Origin of the sequence: Streptomyces sp. NBC_00239 (genome assembly GCF_036194065.1) — a bacterium.
In the GTDB taxonomy this organism is placed as follows: domain Bacteria; phylum Actinomycetota; class Actinomycetes; order Streptomycetales; family Streptomycetaceae; genus Streptomyces.
This window is the reverse complement of sequence record NZ_CP108096.1, coordinates 175,828-193,933: the sequence shown is the minus strand read 5'-3', so window position 1 is coordinate 193,933 and position 18,106 is coordinate 175,828. Positions and strand designations below refer to the sequence as shown.

General features: G+C 69.6%; 20 protein-coding genes. 9 read left to right on the top strand and 11 right to left on the bottom strand.

The window, feature by feature from the left end:
- Nucleotides 1-56: 56 nt before the first annotated feature.
- Both OG764_RS38775 and OG764_RS38770 read right to left on the bottom strand, forming a co-directional pair.
- Nucleotides 57-2,030, bottom strand: coding sequence for a hypothetical protein (locus tag OG764_RS38775; RefSeq protein ID WP_328973513.1), 1,974 nt, complete (start codon nt 2,028-2,030; stop codon nt 57-59).
- Nucleotides 2,030-3,808 (bottom strand): recombinase XerD, encoded by a 1,779-nt coding sequence (locus tag OG764_RS38770; protein WP_328973512.1) that lies wholly within the window; start codon nt 3,806-3,808, stop codon nt 2,030-2,032. The genes OG764_RS38775 and OG764_RS38770 overlap by 1 nt, the downstream gene beginning before the upstream one ends.
- 173 nt (nt 3,809-3,981) lie before the next feature.
- On the opposite strand from OG764_RS38770, the gene OG764_RS38765 reads away from it, so the two are divergent.
- The 6 genes from OG764_RS38765 to OG764_RS38740 all read left to right on the top strand — a co-directional run bounded on the left by OG764_RS38765 (nt 3,982) and on the right by OG764_RS38740 (nt 8,269).
- Nucleotides 3,982-4,341, top strand: a complete 360-nt coding sequence (locus tag OG764_RS38765; RefSeq protein WP_328973511.1) for a hypothetical protein — start codon at nt 3,982-3,984, stop codon at nt 4,339-4,341.
- A gap of 325 nt (nt 4,342-4,666) precedes the next feature.
- Nucleotides 4,667-5,215, top strand: a complete 549-nt coding sequence (locus OG764_RS38760; protein ID WP_328973510.1) for a hypothetical protein — start codon at nt 4,667-4,669, stop codon at nt 5,213-5,215.
- Nucleotides 5,216-5,406: 191 nt separating this feature from the next.
- On the top strand, nt 5,407-6,312 hold the full coding sequence (locus OG764_RS38755) for a hypothetical protein (RefSeq protein WP_328973509.1): 906 nt from the start codon (nt 5,407-5,409) through the stop codon (nt 6,310-6,312).
- A 119-nt stretch (nt 6,313-6,431) separates the two neighbouring features.
- Nucleotides 6,432-6,959, top strand: a complete 528-nt coding sequence (locus OG764_RS38750; protein WP_328973508.1) for a hypothetical protein — start codon at nt 6,432-6,434, stop codon at nt 6,957-6,959.
- Nucleotides 6,960-7,032: 73 nt separating this feature from the next.
- The gene (locus OG764_RS38745; RefSeq protein ID WP_328973507.1) at nt 7,033-7,836 is read left to right on the top strand and encodes a hypothetical protein; all 804 of its coding nucleotides are present in this window, start codon (nt 7,033-7,035) and stop codon (nt 7,834-7,836) included.
- A gap of 34 nt (nt 7,837-7,870) precedes the next feature.
- Nucleotides 7,871-8,269 carry a hypothetical protein gene (locus tag OG764_RS38740; protein ID WP_328973506.1) on the top strand — a complete coding sequence of 133 codons (399 nt, stop codon included), beginning with the start codon at nt 7,871-7,873 and terminating at the stop codon, nt 8,267-8,269.
- Between the two features lie 164 nt (nt 8,270-8,433).
- Here OG764_RS38740 and OG764_RS38735 read toward each other — a convergent pair whose 3' ends face one another.
- The 8 genes from OG764_RS38735 to OG764_RS38700 all read right to left on the bottom strand — a co-directional run bounded on the left by OG764_RS38735 (nt 8,434) and on the right by OG764_RS38700 (nt 14,441).
- Nucleotides 8,434-8,697, bottom strand: a complete 264-nt coding sequence (locus tag OG764_RS38735; protein WP_328973505.1) for a hypothetical protein — start codon at nt 8,695-8,697, stop codon at nt 8,434-8,436.
- Between the two features lie 244 nt (nt 8,698-8,941).
- A complete protein-coding gene (locus OG764_RS38730) occupies nt 8,942-9,970 on the bottom strand; it encodes a hypothetical protein (protein ID WP_328973504.1) in 1,029 nt (342 codons plus the stop codon).
- Nucleotides 9,967-10,440, bottom strand: a complete 474-nt coding sequence (locus OG764_RS38725; protein WP_328973503.1) for a hypothetical protein — start codon at nt 10,438-10,440, stop codon at nt 9,967-9,969. The genes OG764_RS38730 and OG764_RS38725 overlap by 4 nt, the downstream gene beginning before the upstream one ends.
- A gap of 13 nt (nt 10,441-10,453) precedes the next feature.
- Complete coding sequence (locus OG764_RS38720) at nt 10,454-11,758, bottom strand: hypothetical protein (protein WP_328973502.1); 1,305 nt, start codon at nt 11,756-11,758, stop codon at nt 10,454-10,456.
- A complete protein-coding gene (locus OG764_RS38715) occupies nt 11,751-13,328 on the bottom strand; it encodes a DUF2637 domain-containing protein (RefSeq protein ID WP_328973501.1) in 1,578 nt (525 codons plus the stop codon). Before OG764_RS38715 ends, OG764_RS38720 begins: the two co-directional genes overlap by 8 nt.
- Nucleotides 13,329-13,576: 248 nt before the next feature.
- Nucleotides 13,577-13,738, bottom strand: coding sequence for a hypothetical protein (locus OG764_RS38710; protein WP_328973500.1), 162 nt, complete (start codon nt 13,736-13,738; stop codon nt 13,577-13,579).
- Entirely contained in the window at nt 13,735-14,253 is a 519-nt protein-coding gene (locus tag OG764_RS38705) for a hypothetical protein (protein WP_328973499.1), read from the bottom strand. The genes OG764_RS38710 and OG764_RS38705 overlap by 4 nt, the downstream gene beginning before the upstream one ends.
- Nucleotides 14,253-14,441 (bottom strand): hypothetical protein, encoded by a 189-nt coding sequence (locus tag OG764_RS38700; protein ID WP_328973498.1) that lies wholly within the window; start codon nt 14,439-14,441, stop codon nt 14,253-14,255. The genes OG764_RS38705 and OG764_RS38700 overlap by 1 nt, the downstream gene beginning before the upstream one ends.
- Before the next feature lie 538 nt (nt 14,442-14,979).
- Between OG764_RS38700 and OG764_RS38695 the strand changes: the two genes are divergently transcribed.
- Both OG764_RS38695 and OG764_RS38690 read left to right on the top strand, forming a co-directional pair.
- Nucleotides 14,980-15,786 carry a GntR family transcriptional regulator gene (locus tag OG764_RS38695; protein WP_328973497.1) on the top strand — a complete coding sequence of 269 codons (807 nt, stop codon included), beginning with the start codon at nt 14,980-14,982 and terminating at the stop codon, nt 15,784-15,786.
- Complete coding sequence (locus tag OG764_RS38690) at nt 15,783-16,349, top strand: GNAT family N-acetyltransferase (protein ID WP_328973496.1); 567 nt, start codon at nt 15,783-15,785, stop codon at nt 16,347-16,349. Before OG764_RS38695 ends, OG764_RS38690 begins: the two co-directional genes overlap by 4 nt.
- Before the next feature lie 35 nt (nt 16,350-16,384).
- On the opposite strand, the gene OG764_RS38685 is transcribed toward OG764_RS38690, so the two are convergent.
- Nucleotides 16,385-16,828 (bottom strand): hypothetical protein, encoded by a 444-nt coding sequence (locus tag OG764_RS38685; RefSeq protein WP_328973495.1) that lies wholly within the window; start codon nt 16,826-16,828, stop codon nt 16,385-16,387.
- Between the two features lie 113 nt (nt 16,829-16,941).
- Here OG764_RS38685 and OG764_RS38680 point away from each other — a divergent pair, with 113 nt between their 5' ends.
- On the top strand, nt 16,942-17,949 hold the full coding sequence (locus OG764_RS38680; RefSeq protein WP_328973494.1) for a DUF6624 domain-containing protein: 1,008 nt from the start codon (nt 16,942-16,944) through the stop codon (nt 17,947-17,949).
- Nucleotides 17,950-18,106 lie beyond the last annotated feature (157 nt).

Below are 18,106 nucleotides of genomic sequence, written 5' to 3'. Positions count from 1 at the left end.
ATTCGGCGGGAAGAACTCCGATTCTTCAAGCGCGGGGGCCGTCGCGGCCCGTCGCATCATCGCTCGTACTCCGTTCGCATCCCCAAGGGGAGATCCAGTCTCAGTTTCTTGTCCTCGATCTCCTGCCGGGCGGCGGGGATCTGGTCGGCGACTTCCTGGAAGACCTCCGCGAGAGCTGCGGCCTGGCCACCCCAGACCGCCTGCCATCGCTCAGGTGCGAGCACCAGCCGCATCTGGTCGATGTGGTCGGAGAGCATCAGAAGTCGGGGCAACTGCGAGGTGAAGACGATCGCGTTCCGGCAGAGCATGCACATCGCCGGAGCAACATGGCAGAGCTTGCCCTCCGCGGTGTGGGGCGAGGCGTACGGATCTCGGCAGCCAGTCAGCCCCATGTCCAAGTCCCCACTGGCCAGGGCGCCGGCCTGCTCCTGGGTCAGATCAAGGGCCTGGGCAGTTCCGGACTCGACGAGGGACGCCTCGGCCTCCGCTGTGATCAGGACCGGTTTGGTGGCCGTCACCTTCTTGAAGACCTGATTCTGGGCCTTGTTGATGGCCTTGCCGGCCAGGACATGGACGGTAGTCCCGTGTGCGTAGTGCCCGCGGAAGACCTCGATGTGGTGATCATCTCCGGCCAGGTCCGTCAGGGTCCCGCCCAACGCGGCCACCTTGCTGGTCTTGGCCGTCTTCCGCAGGCGCCTGACGTCGTGCGGGCGGGAGATGTCCAGGGCGAGTGTGCCGTCGGAGCCGTCATGTGCGCCAATCCACTGGGTGAAGCGGCGCCCCTTGCGGGTGAAGAGGGCGAGGCCGGCCAGCATCGCGGCCCGGTGCCTGTCAGCTTCCACCGCGGTGAACAGCCACGGCTGTTCGAACGCTTCCCGACTCAGAGCCGTCGCCGCGTGGAGGCGACGGAACAGGCCGGGGGTGTCCCAGTTGCCCGCGCCGGGGTAGACCCATTCGCCTGGTCGCTCCTCGTCCAGGGCAACCTCGTCCAGCGGGTGGAAGTCCGCGCGGACGCGTCCGGCCCGCCGCTTCCGCTGAACCACCCGGACGCCCTCACGGCTGAATGCGATGTCGCCCTCGCAGACGACGTGCAGTTCCTCCGGGGTGCAGTCAGTGAGCTCCAGCAGCAGCAAGATCCGGAACGGATGCAGATCAATCTCGTGCGGGAACAGCAGTCCGTGCACTGCCCTCATCAGCCAGTATCCGGTTCTCGAGGAGAACCCTTCCGGTTCGAGCGCGAGCTCCTTCAGTGGCTCAGGCCACCGGTCGGCGCGGGCGGGGAGATGTTTCTTCAACTGCGTTGCGGTCAGCATTCGGTGGCGTGCGGCCCAGACCAGATTCGGCAGGTCATGCCAGCCGGCCACGCGAGGGTCCTCCCCCGCCTCCAGCAGATCCCGCCCCAGGGCGAGACGCTTCTCCAGCTCACGGACACCTGCCTGCGCGGCCTGCCGCAGGGCCAGACGCTCGTGGTTGGCGAACTCGTCCAGCGGCTCGGACTTCGGGCGTCGAAAGGTGGGCGTGGTCTCTGCCCTCCGCCGGAGCCTCTCCGGCACGTTCGGATCACGAACGGCACGATGGCCGATCAACGTCAGCAGCCTCCCGGCCAGGCCATAAGGCCGACCCGACGCCGCCGCGTACTGCTCTTGCAGCCACTTCTCCCACTCGTAGATGACTTCGACCAGGTCGATGTCCCCGCCATCGAGGCGGACCATCGTCGAATCCAGGCCCTTGGCCGCCAAATACTGGTCCACGAACGCCGCGAACGACCGCACTGCCCCCGCGTAGTCCCCGCTGTCGGTCAAGGCCGCGGCCCGGTGGTAGTCGATCCACCCGTCCGCCAGCTGTGCCGCCAGCGTCGAGCAGCCGTAGCCACCCGGGTCGACCCGGTGCCGTTTCAGGCGACCCTTCGGCGTCAGGTAAGTCAGCTCGCGCACTCCGACGCGACCCTGCCCGGCCTGTGCCTGTGCCTGTGCCTGGATCTGGCCCCCTGCGAGCTTCGGCCGTGCCTTCCGCTCGCCCCGGCGAGCCATCAGGCCACCGTCCGATCGGCCAGGCGGGAGGCATACTCCGCGTAGGTCTTGTTCTGGTCGTTCCACTCCGCGATGGCCCGCGCGACCAGCAGGTTCGTCCGGCGGATGTATCGCAGATAACGCATCGTCGAGCTGACGCGCTTATGTCCCAAAAGGCCCTGAACCATCAACAGGGCATTCAGATTGATGTGTTCGGTCACATAGGCGTCCTGACCTGAACGGCGTCGCTCGGCCTCCATCTCGAGGACCATCCTGGTCAGCAGTTCCAGCATGATCACCGCGAACGTGTGCCGGAGATCGTGGATCCGAAACCGGGCAGGCATCTCCAGGTCCAGGTCTTCCTCCTTGCAGATGCGCAAGGTGCGGGCGTGAGCCGCATCGAAGATCTGGTTCCAGCGCGACTTGGTGAGCATCTGACCGCCGCGGCCCACAAACAGGGCCATCGCCTCCAAGCCGTGATCACCCTCGATGACGGCCAGCCGCCTGATCTCCTCGGTCATTCCCGAGACGCTGAAGACCCGCCGCCGGCCATGCAACACACCGCTGACCTTCATCCTTCGCAGATCGACGTCATCCACCACGAACAGTTCGGCGCGGCGCCTGTGCAGCGCCTTCGCCGCCTTCCTGACCGTCCACTCCCGCTCGGTGCGGCGGTAGAGATCCATCTCGCGCGACGTGTCGTACTGGATCTCGACGATCCGCTTCAGGCTGTACTTCGCCGTCGCCTGGAGTTCGACCGGCGTCGGCATACCATCCCGGCGCGGCTGGCCGACCTCGATGTCCAGCAGCGTGCTGAACTCGCGCAGCCTCATCCCCGTCGTCACCGCCAGTTCGCCGCCTGCGCTGTTCCGCAACGGCGCCGACACCCGAAAACGCCCGTCAGCGCGGTCATCGGGCAGCAGGCCGCGAAGGCCCACCTGCTTCAGAAACCGCCACTGCCCGTAAGCCAGGTGGCGTACGTCCAGCTCGCTGGTATCCCCCCAGGCCAGGACGTCCTTGCCGTTCTTTCGGCGGTAGTACGGACGCTTGTCGAGGATCTTCGCTCCATCGACCGCCCAGTCATAGAAGTTGTTGATCAAAGCCCGGTGCCGCTTCCACGTAGCCGCCTCTACGGGCGTCTCCTGGTGCACCGTTCGGTCCTCGCGGTAGGCGACGAGGTCGTCCTCCGTCGCCGACAGCAGATCCGTCGGGAGGTCCAGGGCCTCGAGGAAGTCGACGAGGCCCAAGGCGTCGTAGGTGTAGTCGGACAGCGACTTGGCCTTGAGGGACTTCGCCATCTCGTGGAAGAACGAACTCAGCGGCTCCGCCGGACGCATGTCGGGGCCGAGGAAGAACGGTGTACCCGTCTTCAGAGCCCCCTTCCGAGTCACGTAGGCCACCGCGTCCAGATCCTCCAGACCAGGAGGCGCCTCGTAGAACTTCCGGGTCTTGTCCGGTGAAACGAAGAAGTAGTCCACCTGTCCCCCCAACTCATGCGACATGTACGAACACTTGAACCTAACGCTGACGATCACTCGCCCCAGCCCCTCAAAGACCCCGCTGAGACAGCTACAGATACTTGACCTAACCAGCCGGTTGAGGCCCTGCTCGGTGATCGCGTAGCGGGCGGACGCGCTCGTCCGTGTCGCATAGCCGCGCTCCACGAGCGTGTTCAGCACGCGCACCGTGTGCGCGACGGTATGCAGCCGCCAGGCACAGTCGGCGCTCCAGGTGCCGCCGTTGAGGCGGGCGAGCGCGCTGAGAGCAGTGAGCTGGTGGCGGCCGAGCGGGCGGGCCAAGAGGTCTCCAAGGTGTCGAACTCCCGGTGATGCGCGGGACCGCCCGCCCATCACGCTGACCCTTTTAGTTTGACTCATAACCCCACTATGAGTAAAGTTAATAGCGTCAACAGGTTGAAGGTTCGACCTCGAAGGCACCGCTCGACGGTGCCCAACTACGGCAGGGGGCACCGGTGGCCACGCACGCAGGGAACAGTGAAGACACGCACAGCACCGACGAGCAGGTCTTCACGGCCGACGTCGTCGCCCTGCACGCCACGGACCGCTCACCGTGCCCCCTCAGCGGACCGGGAGAGCACCGCCACTACCAGGGCCGCCCGCTCCACCCGGACTGCGCCGCCCGCGGAGGCCGCGACGGATACGGCTTCCTGTGCAGCTGCGGAACCCTGCACGCCACGGGCAGCAAGCTCGCCGCCATCGAGGCCAAGGCCCGCCACCTCGCCCTCCACCGGGGCGACCTCCTGGTCCACCGCATCCTCCGCGACAGCGACGGCCCCCTCGTGATCACGGAGCTCCAGACCCTGAGCCGCTGACCAGCGGACACACCCCACGCCCGGCCCTCGGCACCTGCGCCGAGGGCCAACCCTCCGACGCGCCGGGCCTTCGCCGCGGCCGTCAACCGCATCGAGGACCCGACGATCCGCGCCGGTGTCTTCCTGCGCCTCGACGACAAGCCGGCGGACCTCACCGTCTGGCACTCCCTCAAGCCCGCGTACGCCGAGACGTTCGCTGACGAGCCCGGCCGCTGACGCCCACGGCGCGGGCGGCCGCTGTCCACAGGCTCCTTGGCGGACAGTCGTCCCGCCGCCCGCGCCCCGCCAACTCCCCTGCACACGCCAGAAAGTGAGAGCTGCCCCGATGTCTCCCGCCGCCCGACCGCTCACGATCGCCGTCACCGCCGTCACCGCCGCGATCCTGCTGGCGGCCTGCACCTCCAGCACCCCGAAGCCCCCGAAGCCGCTGGAGCACGGCACCGTGAAGGAGAAGGACCACGATGCGGCGCGGCCCTCCACGCCGATCTACGAGGACCGCTACCGCGAGACGAACTGCCGCACCGTCACCACCAACGCGTTGACCCTCACCGGCATCAGCCGGCCCTCCACCGGCGGTTCCGGCAGCCGCTCCACCACCGGCGGAGGCAGCGGCGGCGGAGGCGTTTCGAAGGTGAAGCCGGGCTCGCCGAACAAGCTGGACAAGGGCAGCTCGAGCGGATCCAACGGCGGCGCCAGCGGGGGGAAGCGGAGCTCCCGCCGGGTCTGTGACCGCCAGTACCTCGGGCGGGTGCAGACCGGGGTGCAGCAGCACCCGGCCGTGTGGAAGGTCCTGATCGTCAAGGACAAGCGCTCCAACTGGAAGGAGGTCACCGAAACGAAGTGGCGCAAGATCAAGGTCGGCGACCAGATCTGACCCGCCCAGCGGGCCCGGCGACCGGCCACGGCGTGCTCCGTGCGCTGTCCACAGGGGCGGGTGCGGTCGCCGGACTCTGTCCACAGGGGCCCTGGCACACGGTGATCGTGTCCTGATCTCTCACAGGACACCGCAGGTTGGCATTCACACGCCCGGCCGGCGGCAGGCACCTCGTGAAAGGCCCCCGGCCCATGGCAGCCACGTCCACGACCGCGACCTGGATACTCACCCTCATCGGCAACCTCATGTGCCTTTTCCTCGGTGTCCAGGCATTCCGGTTCTGGCTCGCCAAGGACTGGCCGCGCGTGGGCACGGCCCTGCTCGGGGTGATGGTCTTGTCGACCCTCGTGTTCAACCCGAGGCTCCCCATGGAGCTGGCGTCCAAGCTGCGGGCGTTTGTCGCCAAGGACCTCGAAGCCGAGCCGAGCCCCTCGGAGCACGGCGCGGGCGCCTCGGACGGGCCGCGGCACACGGACAGCAGCCCGCCGTGGGGGACGATCGCGACCGTCGTCGGCGCCATCGCGGCCGTCGTCGTGCTCCTGCTCCTTGCAGGTGCGCTCGCCGCCTACCTGCACCGCCGACGCGAGCGCGCCCAAGCGCACCAGCGCCGCACCGGCGAACTCGTACAACGACGCGCCGAGTTGGAAGCCCGTCACGACGCAGTGCGGGAGGCATACGGCGACTTCGAGATGAACCTGCTCGACAACCTCCACCGCCTGGCCCTGGCCGACGTGAACGTCCCCCAAACCGCGCGCCTCATCGACGCCCTCGACGCCGCGCGCGATGCCCGCATCTCCACCGCCCCGGAAGCCCTCGACGCCTACCGCAAAACCATCACCGCACTCGACCTTGCCTGGAAGAGCGCGGACCACCACGCCCGGACGACCGGTGCCCGCTACCTCCCGCCCGCCGAGCGCCGCAACATCGAACAGGCCCAGGCCGCCCTCGCCGTCGCCCTCGACGAGCGCGGCTACGCCCCCCAGCGCCAGATCGCCCTGCGCCGCGCACTGACCCTGATCGAGAGCGTCATCCCCGTCCCCAAGGAAGCGATCGCCGCCCTCGAGATGAACACCCGGCCCGCACTGGCCAAGAACTGATCCGCCCGACGCCGCTGTCAGACCTGACTGGTACAAGGAACTGCGAGGCCAGCAGCCGGCGCAGCACCGCGGATGCCGCCCGACCCGCCGCCACATCACCGTGAAGGGGATCCGACACCGTGCCGCCCACGCACCGCCCATCCCGCCCGACCCGGGCCACCGACCTGGCGCGCGCCGAGCAGGTCCTCACCACCCTCGCACTGCAGGCCCCGGACGGGGACACCACGCGCAGCATCCTGCGCGAGCACTCCTGGCGCAGCCTCCTCCTGCGGTCCGCGCTGCGCACCGTCGCGACAGGCGGCGAACTCCACGCGGCGATCCACGGCCGCGGATGGCAAGCCCGAGACAGCCGGGAGGCCCATTACCAGCAGTTCTTCCGCACCGAGGCACGAATGCTCCGCCTGCTCAAGGCCGCCGCGCTCGTACGCCGCCCCTACGGTCCCCGCGGCGAACTGCGCACCCGCAGCCAGCTCCTGGAGCAGGCGCACAAGATCGAGAATGCTTCCGCGGCGCAGGGCTTCTTCGCCAGCGAGACCGACGAGGAAGCCGCACTCGGCTGCGTACGGATCGGCCTGGGTCTGGTCCACCACCTCGTCAGCGGCGCCCCGCTCCCCGCGAACTGCTCCACCGGCCTCGACTGGCAGTAGGCCCGCGTCTCCACCTGCATCCGAACGCCCCGGCAGCCTCCTGCCCACCCACGCACCGACGTTAGGACTCCTCGTGAGCTACATCCGCTTTCAGGACCCCCACGGCTCCGCCCACCTCAACGGCCCCGAGCGCCCCCATCTCCTCAACCTGATACACGAACACGCCCGCCGGGTGCTCTTCGACTCCCCGGACTCCGGCGAGCGGGCCTACGCCCTGTTCGACCTGCTGCCCGAGGACCACGAGCTGAGGGAAATCCGGCTCGGCGGCCAGGTGAGCCCGTACCGCTGGCTGGGCGTGTACGCCCGCTCGCTGCACAACGTCATCTTCGACGACCCGATCGTCGACTACCGCGGACACCAGGTCCGCCCCCTGACCCTGCTCCTCAACACCGCGATGGACGGCGGCACCGAGCCGCTACGCCTCGCCGCCCGCCTGATGGGCCAATGCGAGATCAACACCTGGGTCGACGGCCCCGATCGCCGCTGGCTGGCCGGCGTCATCACCCAGGGCCTGGCCTCGGGGGAGTTCCGCCCGGAGTGCGGCTGGCACGACGTCCAGCGCCTCCTGCTCGAACGCGACGACCACCCCGTCGTCGTCTCCTGGAGCGATCCCTTCCCCACCTGGTGGGACGCCCGCCTGCGGACACCCGCCGGCGAGTTCCTGGACGACGAGGAGGCCGAGCGGACCTGGGAGACGCTCCCCACGGCCGAGCAGTGGACGCACGGCCTGAAGGCGCTGCGCGCCCGTACGGCTGAGCTCCTTCAAATGACCCCCGACTGGGCCGGCTACCGATTCGGCTCCACCGTGAGCCTGGGCGACCTGCTGGCCCCGGACCACACCCGCCGCCTGGACCTGGCCTTCGAGTTGACCCGCTGACCCGCCCGCCCCCTTACCTGAGAGGTGGCCACCTGTGAGTGCCAGCGTCTACCTTGACCGCACCGCCCTCAAGGACGCCGTCCTGACCCTGCTCATCCCGTCGGACGGTCCCGTCCACCGGACGGTCTTCGCCACCGGCACCGAGATCAACGGCGAGGCCGCCAACCCGGCGAGCTTGACGCGGGTCCATCACTACGCAGAGCAGCGCGCCGAGGACACCCATCTCGACGCTGAAGCCGAGACCGGGGACGAGGACCTCCAGGACGATCTCGCGGAACTCTTCGGCGTCGATACCGACGAGGACGGCAGGGCGCTCGTCGAGAAGGCGGATCCCGAGGCCGACCGGGAGACCGCACACGAGATCATCAAGGCGCTCGCCGCCGCCTACCCGCTGCCGGAGTCGTTGCGGGATGATCTTCCGCTGGCGCCCTGACCGTCGGCGACGGAGAGGCAGATACTGCACTCCCAGCCCGAGTCGGCGCCCAGCCGGCGCCCCACCGCCCGCGGCGGGTGGGCCAGGAATCTGGGCGTTCGGAACGTAGAAACGAACTGACCCCGGTGGGCTGCACATCTCGCGAGATGTGCAGCCCACCGGGGTCAGTTCGTGAACGCGTGCCAGACACTCCAGAGAACGAGCAGGCCGGCGACCACCGCGGCGACGGCGTCGCCTCGGGAGGGCCGCCAGACACCCGCGCGTGCGAGCGGGTTGACCCAGGCGATGTGCTGGATGCATTCGCCCACGGGGTAGTCACCGTCGTGACGCCGATGGCGGTGACGAACGCCGTGGCCTTCCGCGCCGGCGCGGAAGGTGTAAGGCCGGGATGCCGTGCCGCAGGGCGGACAGTTGTACGTGAACGGCACGGACGCCTCCTGATCCGATCGGTGGTCCCCGGATCGTAGAGGGCGAAGGCCGTGGCCGCGGATGGTCAGGGGCGTTTTCTCGCCGCCGGCGAAGAGGCCGGTGCAGTTCTGGCGCCGCCCGTCGACGGTGGTGTCGACAGACCGTAGACGGAGGTGTCGACGGCCTGTCGATCACGGTGAGATGAGCGGTAGATGCCCTGGTAGATGGGGGTGTAGACGGCATCTGCACCCCCACAGGGCACGGTCACGCGACGGCGCCAGGGGAGGGGTCGGGAACAGCCTGGAGGTGGGGCTGGACGGGGGTGCTCTGCCCGGCCGGAACGGGGGCCTCGGCGGGGGGTGCGGAGAGGGGTGGGGGGAGGGGTGCGGCGGGGCCCTCCTCCCCGGCCTGGACGGGGGCGGCGGGGGACCCCTCCGACGGGGCCCGGAGGACGGGTCGGGAGAGGGCCTCCACCGTCTCGTCCAGAGAGGCGCCGAAGGCCCCCTGGAGCTCGTCGGCGCGGACCCCCCAGGTGGGCCCCTTCCCCTTGGCGCGGACGTTCCTGCTGACGGGGATGCCGGCGGCAGTGCACCACTCCCGCAGCTGGAGCTGCTCCCAGTTGTCGAAGCCTTTCGCCTCCTGCTGGAGCCGCGCCAGGAGCTCGGCGATGTGAACGCCCATGTGCTCCGGCGCTGCGTCCCGGACCGCGGCCACGATGAACCGGACGAGCAACCGGGCGAACCGGTCCTGGTCGGATTCCTGCTCCTGCTCCCCCGCAGATTTTTCATGATCATTTTGGGTGGTGGTCTCCTGCAGCGGGGGAGCGATCATCCACGCGCCGATCACCCACACCACCCCGAGCACGGTGCAGCTGACCGGTACGTACGGGGCGATGTGCGGCCAGACGAGCCACATGAACAGCCAGAGGAGCCCCGCGACGACGACGCCGACGAACAGGATGATCAGACAGCCCAGCCCGACCCGCTCGATCACGTCGTCGGCAGCGGCATGCGCTGCCTTCTTGGAGACCTTGGTGGCGCTCGGGCCCGCCTTGCTCGCGGAGTCGTCGTCAGCGGGGTCGCCGCCCTGCTCCGCTGCGGCCGGGGCGGCCTTCGCCGGCGGGGCGTCGAGGTTCATGGCCGCCGTCCAGCCGAGCTTGACGACCCGGCCCACCCTGCGCAGCAGGAACGACGCAATGAGGCGCGACCCGGTCAGGAGCGGAAGGAGCAGCAGCCGCGGCGTCTGCCTGCCGCCCTGGAACGGGATGCTGATCTCCTTGAGCAGCGCTCTCATGCCAGCTTCTCCAGGAACGCGCCGGTCACCTTGAAGAGGATTCCCCAGAACGCGCCCGCGAGGCCGCACGCGACGCCGAAGCTCAGGCCGAAGAACGCCGGGGGAAGACGCCGCTGCCATTCGGGCAGGAAGGCCATGACGCCGAGGACCAGGGCGAGTCCGGCAGGCGTAGCACCAGCGATGAGGTTCGGATCGGTGAGGGTCGAGGCTGCCGTGCCGTGGACTCCCTCGGCCAGACTCCTCCAGGTCCCTCCAGCGAGCATGAACAGGACGCCGATCACGGCAGCGAGCCCGGCGAGGTAGCGGCGGTCGTCGAAGTACTTCTTGGTGATCTTCGACTTGTTGCGGATGGCGATGATCAGAACGATGAAACCGGCGGCCGCGAGGGACGAGAGGCCGACTGCTCCCAGGCCCTGGGTGAAGCTGGCGCCGGAGGCGGGTGCGGCGAGCACGGTGTTCATGGGGGTCACGGGTGGGTGCCTTTCAGATGACAGGGCCGGTGGAGTACAGCGCGCAGACGAGCAGGGAAGTGGCCAGCGGGATGCGTGCCAGCCAGCGCTTGAGCAGGCCGCCGTGGCGGGTGCGCCACACCAGCCAGCCCGAGGCGCCGCACATGGTGAGGCCGACGACGAGCAGAGAGGTGTCGCTCTGGTTCAGGCCGACCTGGCGGGCCACGATGTCGGAGGTGTACGGCAGGAGTTCCTGCCCGAGGCGGCGTCCGACCTCGGCGGCGACGAAGACCGCGGCGAGGCGGCCCAGGGCGCCGAACGGCACGAACGGCGCGAGCATCTCGCTGCCCGCGGCCTTCCACGCCGTGAACCCGAAGCCGAGCGCCATGCCGGCCCCGAGCAGTCCGCCGGCAGCGGCGACGGCGGCCGGGGGGAACTGGGACAGGTAGGCGTTCAGCCCGATGGCGGAGCCGACCGCGGCGGCGGTCCCGTTGAAGGTGATGACGCGCCAGAAGCGGGTGGGGCGCCACTGCTTCACCGGCTGCGTACGGATCTGGAGGGTCGGCTGCGGCTTGTGGACATCGAGGACCTGCGGGCGGGCGTCGGGCTCCCCGGCCCCGGCCTCGGCCTCCTCCGGCTCTGATGCCTCCGGTTCGGGGGTCTTCTGGACCTCGATGAGAACCGGTCCGCTGCCGGGCGGCACGGTCAGGACGTGCCCGCTGTAGGTGTCGAGGTCGGCGTCCTGGTCCCTGTAGAGGCGGTCCCACCAGCCTTGCTTGGTCTCGCGAGGCGCGCCCTGCGCAGCAGGTTCGGGCTTCGGCCCGGCCCGGTCGATGCGCCACCAATCGGAGTCCTTCTCCGGCGGCTCGGGCGGCGATGCCGGCATGGCCGGAATGGCAGGCTCCGCCCCGCTCCCCCGGGGGGTCGGCACACCCGCTTCCGGGGCGCTGACCTGCGCATCTACACCATCTACGGGAGCGTCTACATCCGCGTCGGCAGGGGTTGGAGGCGACGCCTTGGCCGTCGCCTGGCCACCGTCAGGGCCTGCTGCCTCCGCGTGCGCCGCGGGTACGGGCACCTCATCCGGCAGCGGCACGTGGAACGGGTCGGTCTTCTCATCTGCGGTGGTCACGTTCCCTCCCTCCTCGGAGGCTCCGGTGATCCGCTCGCCTTCCAGGGCGAGGTAGATCAGCATGCGGATGAACTCTTCGTCGTGGTCTGCGTTATCGCAGGTCAACAGCCCTGAGAGCTGGCTGGTGCGGGTCTCGCCGGAGCCGGGCTCTGTGCCCGGCCCCGGGCGTATCCGGCCGGGATGGTCCTTGCTGACCGGCTCAGCCATCGGGTGCGTCCGGGGAGGCGCCGGCCGTCTTCTCGGCCACACGGGCCTCCTTGAGGGCCTTGGTCACCCAGGCCGGCGACTTGCCGAGGCTCTCCGCGAACTCCTTCTGCGTCAGGGCCGGGTTCTTCTTCTTGGCCTGGTGCCACGAGGCCGCGGCCTTGGCGCGCTCGGCTTGCTCAGGGCTGGGAGCACCGACAGCGGCGTGAACTGACGTCGGCGCCGGCGTCTTCGCGGCGTGCACGCGCGGGCCGCGTGAATTCACGGCGCGGTCGTTCACGCCGCCGTCTTCACGGTCCCCCTCGTCCTCGTTCACGACCTCGTCCGCATCCGGTTTCACGGTGTCGGATGGGTCGTTCACGCCGTCGGATTCACGATCGGCCGCCCGGTTCACGGTCAGCTTCACGGGCCGCTTCACGCTCCAGTCCCGCCGATTCACGGCCTCCGGTTCACGCGTGAATTCACGGTGATTCACGCCCGGCGTGAACCCGTTCACGGTGCCCGTGAGCAGCGGATTCACGGCATTCACGCGGTTCACGCTGCTGCTGTTCACGGGGGGCGTGAACTGCTTCATGCGTGAATCCTGGGCGCTCGCTGACCAGTTCACGGGAGGCCGTGAATCGCCCCCGCGTGAACCGTTCACGGGGGCATTGGTCGGCGCGTGAACCGATGGGTTCACGCCCGAGGCGGCACCCGGATTCACGGGGCCACGTTCACGCTCGGCAGCCGGATTCACGGCTGCTGGCCGCGGTGCCGACGCACCCCCGTTGCGGGGGTTCACGCTGGCGTCGGCTCCCGAGTTCACGGGGTGCGGAGGAACGTTCATGCCCTCGGTGGCGAGGAAGAGCTCCGGGTCTTCGGACGCGGTCGAGGTGATCGCGAGGGCGTCGGCGACGTGGGTCTCCAGTGCGTCGCCCTTCACCGTCTGCGCCGGGGCCGAAGCCGGGGCGCGCTTGGAGGTGAGTGGAACGCCGTAACGGGCGAGCTTCAGGGGCAGCCGGGCCTCGACCGGAGCCTTGCGGCGCCAGCTGCGGCCGAAGCGGGCCTGCAGGCGGGTCTGGTAGACGAGGCGCTCCTGCTCGAGTTCGAGGACCCGCTCGTACGACCGCAGCTCCCACAGCTTCATCCGCCGCCACAGTTTGAACGTGGGCAGAGGTGACAGCAGCCACCGGATCAGCCGGACCGGCTCCATGTGACGGCCGACCGTGATGTTCGCCAGCTGCCCGATCGCGTGTCGGGCGGCCTCGACCGTCACGACGAACAGGATGGGGATCACGGCGTGCATGCCGACGCCGAGCGGGTCCGGCCAGGCCGCCGCGCCGTTGAACGCGATCGTCGCGCTGGTCAGCAGCCACGCGGTCTGCCGCAGCATGGGAAACGGCATCCGGAGCCAGGTCAGCAGCAGGTCCAGCGCGAGCAGCACGAGGATCCCCGCGTCGACCCCGAGCGGGAACACATGGGCAAACGTGCCGAAGCCCTTGCGGATCGCAAGGTCGCGGACTGCGGCGTACGAGCCGGCGAACCCGATGCCGGCGATCACCACTGCGCCGCCGACCACGATGCCGACGATCACGCGCTGCGCCTTGTTCAGCTGAGGCCGGTCGGCCTCGGTGGCGGAGTCCGTCGGGGTTGTCGTGGTGGGCGAACTGGATGGGGTGGTCACCGTATTTCTCCTGTGCGAGGCGGCTCCGCGGGGCGGAGTCGCGAGATGCCGCGGGGTACAGCTGTCCCCCGCGGCGTGGAGCTGAAGGTCACCGGCGGTCGGTTGCGCTGCCGCCGTGGAGGCGGAGTCCGAACGAGGCGGTGTGGGGCGGGCCGAGTTCACGAGGCATCAGGGACCGCCCGGCGGCTCATCTGCTTGTAGGCGGTGGCCCGGTCGGCCGAGCCGGTGTCGTAGTCCTTCCGGCACCGTTCGACCGTGGCGGGTTCGGCCAGGATCTGGCTCTCGCGGGGCCGCCGGTCCGGCGGCTCGCCCTGGGTCACCGCGCACCTGCGCGGGCGGCCATCGCGGTGATGTGAACGGTGGAGGTCCCGCAGTGCCCGCGGGCCTCCAGGTATTCACCGGCGTCGTGCAGCCCCGGCGCGTTGATCGCCCGCACCAGGGAGTCGAAGAGCCGATTGGGCAGCGGGCGGCCGACGTGGACGGCGACGTCGGCGTCCAGCGGCGCCGCATCGCTGATGAGGTCGAAGAGGCTGGCGACCAGGTCGTCGTCGCTGAGGGCACCGTCAGCGGTGGGAGCGGGCGGCGTGACGGCCGGAGCCGTGACGGTCAGCAGGCCGGCCAGAGCAGCCCGCATCTCCAAGACCTCCAGGACGAGTTCGTCGGTCTGCATGCCGTTCAGGTCGAGCCTGATCACGCGGCGCAGTACGTCACGGGCGGCCTCGGTTGCCTGGACGCGGCGCTGCGCCGGGCTCAGGTTGCCGAGGCGGTTGCGGGCCATCCCCACGAACTCGGCCGGGCTGGGGTGTACGGGCTCGAAGGCGGTGGGCGTGGCCATCAGTGCACCGCCTTCGCGGCCGCGGAGTTGGCGGCCAGATTCAGGTTCGTCAGGTACGCCCCGGCGACTTCGGCGGCGCGTGCACGCGCCTTGGTGTCGACCGAGGCGGCGATCGTCTTGGAGTGCGCGGAGCTGGTGGCGCCGCCCTGGGCGGTGGAGCGGGCGGAGCGATCACTAATCTGGGACACAGTTCGGACTCCTCGCTGAGTGAGGTGTTCGGATGAGGCCCCGTGCGGGAGTGGCGACTCCCCATGAGGGGCCGAGCGCGGCCCTGGCCGGGAGGTAACTCCTGACCAGGGCCGTCGTGTTGGCCAGACGGCCAAGGCCACGGCACACCCGTGGTGCGCCGGGCCTTGGTTGCCTGGACTGCTGCGTGCCCGAGCGGGGCCGTACGGCAAGGCCGACGGGCACCCCTCGGACGCTCAGTCCTGTGTCCGCTGTGGAGTTCTCAAGGAGCGGGCCTGCATCGCGCGAGCCCCGGCAGTGCGCCGAATTGAGCTACTTAGACCCGGAATGAGGGCCCCAGACACTCCAACCTGTCAAGACAGGTTGTGGCGTCGATCACGACCGTAGCGATCAGCTGGCGGCTCGTCAACACCTGTCAAGACAGGTTGAGTTGCGGGGATCGGTCAATGTGGCTCCGAGGCGGCAATGCCCTAATGGGTGGGGTGTGCATCGCCCGGCGACTCTTGCTAACCTGTCGCGACAGGTTGCTAAGGTGCGGCCATGAGTAACAATCGCCCGCGGAATCCGCAGGAGAAGGCGACGGTTGACGACGCCGTCATCCTGCTGCGCGAACGCATCAAAGCCGGAGACTTCCGCAAACCGGACGGCTCTCCGGACAAGCTGCCCTCAGCACAGGTTCTCGGCGACGAGTACGGGCTGAGCCGGCAGTCAATGGTTCGCGTGCTGGAGAAACTCAAGGCCGAGGGCATTGTGCGGACACGCAAAGGCTCGGGCGCCTGGGTCCACGACTGGAAGCCGCTGCTCTTCTATCCGCAGTCGGAGTTCCGCGAGCAAGGGCCCAACATCGACGTCTACACGTCTCTCCTCGACGCCGCGCACCGCAAGGGCGACGCCCGGATGGACGAGATCACCCGCGAGCCGGCAGACGAACTGGTCCGCAGCCGACTGGACCTGCTGGACGGCGAATACGTGGCCGTGCGGCGCAGGACCAACATGGTGGACGGCGCCGCGGCCCACACCGACGACTCCTACGTGGCGCTGCGCATCGTCGAGAGAAGCGACTGGGTCCTGCAGGACAACGTCGAGCGCGGCACCAACCGCGTCCTCGCCGAACTCGGGCACGAGATCGTGCGCTCCATTGACGAGATCCACCCCCACACGACCACCGAGGGGGAGAACATCCGCCTGGGCCTCGGCGCAGGCAACTCGGTCCCCGCCATCAAAATCGTCAGCACCAACTACGACGCCGCCGACCTGCCCGTGCAGGTCACCCTCTTCACGCTGCCGGCCCACCGCAACATCACCGTGTACGAGCGCTTCCGCCACACCGAGCGAGGCAGCGAGTGATCGTCGTCCGGGCCGTGCCGGCCGACATCCCCCGACTCCTGAAGTTCCGCACCGACGCGGCCAGCTGGCTGAGCGCGAAGGGCAGCGACCAGTGGTCCACGCCCTACCCACCCGAACTCCTCATCGCCAGCGTGTCCGCCGGCGAGGTCTACCTCTTCCACCCGACCCCGAAAGCCTTGCCCGTGGCCACCGTCACCCTCGACCGAAAGGCGGAGCCGGTCCTGTGGAGCGAAGAGGAGAGAGGCGAACCGGCCCTCTACGTGCACAAATTGACCCTTGCGCGGCCAGGCGGCGGCCAGGGCCTCGGAGCCGCGATATTGGACTGGTGCGGAGACCAGGCGGCCCGCGACGGGGCGAAGTGGCTACGCCTCGACGCCTGGACGACCAACACCCGCCTCCACGCCTACTACGAGCGCCTCGGATTCACCCACCTGCGCACCGTCGATGATCCCGCCGCATACGAGTCGGGATGGGTGGCGCAGCGGCCGGCCGCTCCGTGTGAACATCCCTTCCACCTCCAGCCGGCGGACAACGGCCAGGAGCCGGGCGAGCCCCGCCCCTGACCACTGCAGCCGACGATCGCCCGGCGTGACGGGGCTCAGGAACCCTCCTGCGCCCCACCCCGCAGAGGACGCACCAGCCACCGCCCCGGAGCGGCATCGTGAACCTCATGGAACGGTGCAACACGGGGATCGGTGAGCGGGATCGTCGCCCCGTACGCCCACCGCGACAGCTCCCCGCCATGCCGCAGCCCGTAGACGAACGCGATGCCCGAAGGCCGCGCGGACGCGGCCGCGATCGCGCCGAGCAATCCCGCGATCAACTCGCCGCCGCGTACGGCAGCGCAGGTCGCGACATGAACCCAGGACGTGTCGGGGCCGGCGAGCTGGGCCACGATCCGCGCCGGCTGCCCGAGAACCGCGGGCGTGACCTCCGCCTGGGCGGTGTTCTCGGGCCCCGGGCCCCACAGGTCGACGGCGACGACACGATCGGCTCGAACTAGCCGGTCATCGGACAGCCGAAGCCAAGCCATTGCGGACATATAGGGCCCTTCCGTTCCGTGATAGGGAACCGGACCGTACGAGCGTGAAGCTGTGGACAGAGGCCGCAGGGTAGGACCTCGGCAGGCCGACGCGTCGACTCTGGAGGTTCGCCATGGACTCAGTCCGGCACCTGACCGCAAGCACGCTTCTCTTCGCGCGCTTCGGGGCCTCGTGGCGGATGTGCGTCATCGCGCACCCCCGGCACGGCGGCCACCTCCCGCCGGGAGGCCATACCCACGAGGACCAGGCCGAGACGCCCCAGGACACCGCGATGCGCACGGCACTCGAAGAGTCCGGATACCGCCCGCGCCTCCTGCCACCCCCACTTCCGGAGGGGTACCCCCACCCTGCCGTCCCCGGCCCGTGGTGGACCGTGGACATCGCGGCCGACCCGGACAGCCGAGCTGACGGGCGGCACCTGCACCGGGACCACGTCTTCGTCGGCGTCGTGCCGCTGACCTACGAGCCCCAGGGCGCCCCCGCGCACCGGGTGCGCTGGGTGGATCGTGACGAACTCGAGGTCCTGGACACCCCGACGGACATCAAGGTCCTCGGCGCCCATCTCTTCGACGTCATCGGTGCCGCAGCGCGGCCGCGCGCCGCGGCCGCGCCGGATAAGGAGCTGGCGGCGGAGCTGCTGCGCCGGATGGAGCTGGACCAGGAGGTGCGGCTGCTGCCTCCGGCGTCGCGGACGCCGGAGGTGATGGAGCGATGGCAGGAGATCGACCGGGACAACCGGATCTGGCTGCAGCAGCTCCTCGCGGTGCGGGGGTGGCCGGGCATCTCGGAAGTCGGGGAGCGTGCCGCTACGGCGGTGTGGCTGTTCGCCCAGCACAGTGATCCGGCACCCGACTTCCAGCTCAGGTGCCGGGACTTGCTGGCGGAGGCCGTGCTGGCCGGCGAGGCAGACCCGCGGCACTCAGCGCTGCTGCAGGATCGAGTCCGCGTCGCCCAGGGCCGGCCGCAGGTATTCGGCACGCAGCTGCACGCGGATGAGGCGGGGGTGCTCGCCCCGGCGCCGATCTGGGAGGCCGAACAGGTTGACCTTCGACGACTCGAGGTCGGCCTGGAGCCGCTTGAGGACTATCTCCACGCCTGTCGGCAGACGGCCGCCCGATAGGCAGAACCCTGCGCGGGGACCTCGCGTCCGAACGGCGGTGCCCGCCGGCGTCAACGACCGTGCGCTCCGGCGCAGCGGCGCCGGCGTTGTCCGGCGGGGGCCAGGCTGCTCCCTTGACCGCGCGGTCTGAATGCACGAACGCCGCCCCGGCGTGGGC